Annotated in this window: 1 protein-coding gene; it reads left to right on the top strand. The window is 41.9% G+C overall.

All coding sequences use genetic code 11. The annotated features are described in order from the left end of the window. Positions 1 to 185 precede the first annotated feature (185 nt). Positions 186 to 1,886: a transposase gene (locus ACTNDQ_RS15275; RefSeq protein ID WP_441064990.1), complete on the top strand. Its 1,701-nt coding sequence runs from the start codon at positions 186 to 188 to the stop codon at positions 1,884 to 1,886. Positions 1,887 to 1,986 lie beyond the last annotated feature (100 nt).

Below are 1,986 nucleotides of genomic sequence, written 5' to 3'. Positions count from 1 at the left end.
GGGGAGACTGTCCGAAAACTCGGATAATCTAATCTGATGAGAAAAAGATTGATATGCTCTTGTGAGCGTTCAATATAAATTAAAATTGCACATTGAAAACTGAATAAAGTACACAGAAATCGTGCATCTATGTTTCAGATATAGTATAATGAAACCAGAGAAAAATTGTTCTGAGGTGAATTGAGATGCCATATGTTTCAGGTTTTGACCGTGACCAGCTGATGTGCTGTTCATGGGACGCATTTGTAGATAAAGAAAGTATTGCAAGGATAATTGATGCGTTTGTGAACCATCTTGATATAGGGAAATACGGTGTAAAACCTGTGGCAGCAGAAGGCCGTCCATCTTACGATCCTAAGAGCCTTTATAAGATATATATTTACGGAAGCAGGAAAGGTATCCGTTCTTCACGGAAACTGGCTGAAAGCTGTAAAGTAAATCTTGAAGTGAAATGGATGATCGGCGGTGTAGAACCGGATTTTCGCACCATTGCAGATTTCAGGAAAAACAACATAGACAGCCTGAAAGAGATTTTTTATGAATTCAACCGCCGGATCTCCGGTGCAGTGGAATGGGGATTTTCTTCCGTGGATGGAACAAAGATCCAGGCGGATAACGCAAAAGATAACAACTTCACCAAAAACAAACTGGATGACAGGATCAAATGGCTGAATGGTCATACAGATGAGTATCTAAGGATCCTGAATGAAATGGACAAGCAGGAAGAAACAGACGTGATTTCAGGAGAACTGACAAGAGAAAGTCTTGAAGCCAAGTTAAAAGAAGCACAGGAGAGACTTGCCAGATACGAAGGTTATCAGAAGCTGATGGAAGAAACCGGGGTATCCCAGCTTTCGATCACAGATGCGGATGCAAAACTCATGAAAAATAAAAATGGGTTTACAGTAGCATATAACCCACAGACGGCGGTAGATTCTGAAACACATCTGATCCGAGATTTTCAGATGACCAATCAGGTAACCGACCATGGATTGCTGGAAAGTACGATGCAGGGGATAAAGAGCTCTGAACCGGAAAAGATCATAGAAGTAGTAGCAGATAAAGGTTATGAAGCTGTGGAAGATATGGTGGAGTGTCTGGAGAACGGTATTGTCCCACATGTCATAACAGATGATGGAAAAGACGGTTATGACATAGAAATCCCTTATGAAGAGGCAGAAACGGATACTGCCAGCACAGAGCCAGAAGAACTGAAGAAAGCACTGCATGCAGGTAAGATACCGGAAGTTTATGCAGAAGTGATACAGGATATGAAGGTAGAAACAGTCCGTCGTAAAGTGGTGGATGAAAAACGGGAAAACAGCAGTGTCTATGGAAGTCCTGAGGAAATGCAGGAAAAAGCAAAAGATGGTTATTTTGTCAGAGATCCTGAGAGAAACCTGGTATACTGTCCGGCTGGGGAAATCCTGAGACAGAAGAGCATAAAGAAAAACGGGAATATCCGCTATGCCAATAAAAATGCGTGTAAACATTGCCCGAACCGCAATAAGTGTTACAAGGGAAAAGGCGAATGGAAAGAGATCGACTTTACCAAAGATCAGCTGGTAAAACCATGTAAGGGCTGGCTGGAAGCCGAAGGAAAGAAGCCGGAGGAAACGAAAACGGGTGAAAAATGGCATTATGAAAAAAGAAAGGTTGTGAAGTTTTTCCTGAAACCGGATAAAGAAAAGATGAGCCGGAGGATGTGCCTGTCGGAGCATCCGTTTGGAACAATAAAACGAGCAATGGGAGCCACTTATTTTCTTTTAAGGGGAATACGGAAAGTGGCTGGAGAGTTTGCGCTCTTTTGTCTGGGTTATAACCTGGAACGGGCGAAGAATCTCCTTGGATTTCAAAAAATGATGGAATTGATGGAACAGGCATAAGCCTCTTTCTTCATCCTGTGTATTTTATTCAGTTTTCAATGTCACAGATGAAGGAAAGGGGCTAAATTTATGCCTAAAAATAAGGTTTTCGGACAGGTTG

Origin of the sequence: Blautia massiliensis (ex Liu et al. 2021) (assembly GCF_052064225.1) — a bacterium.
GTDB lineage: Bacteria > Bacillota > Clostridia > Lachnospirales > Lachnospiraceae > Blautia_A > Blautia_A fusiformis.
Note: the sequence above shows the minus strand (reverse complement) of the source record. Positions and strands in the feature narration are given on the sequence as shown.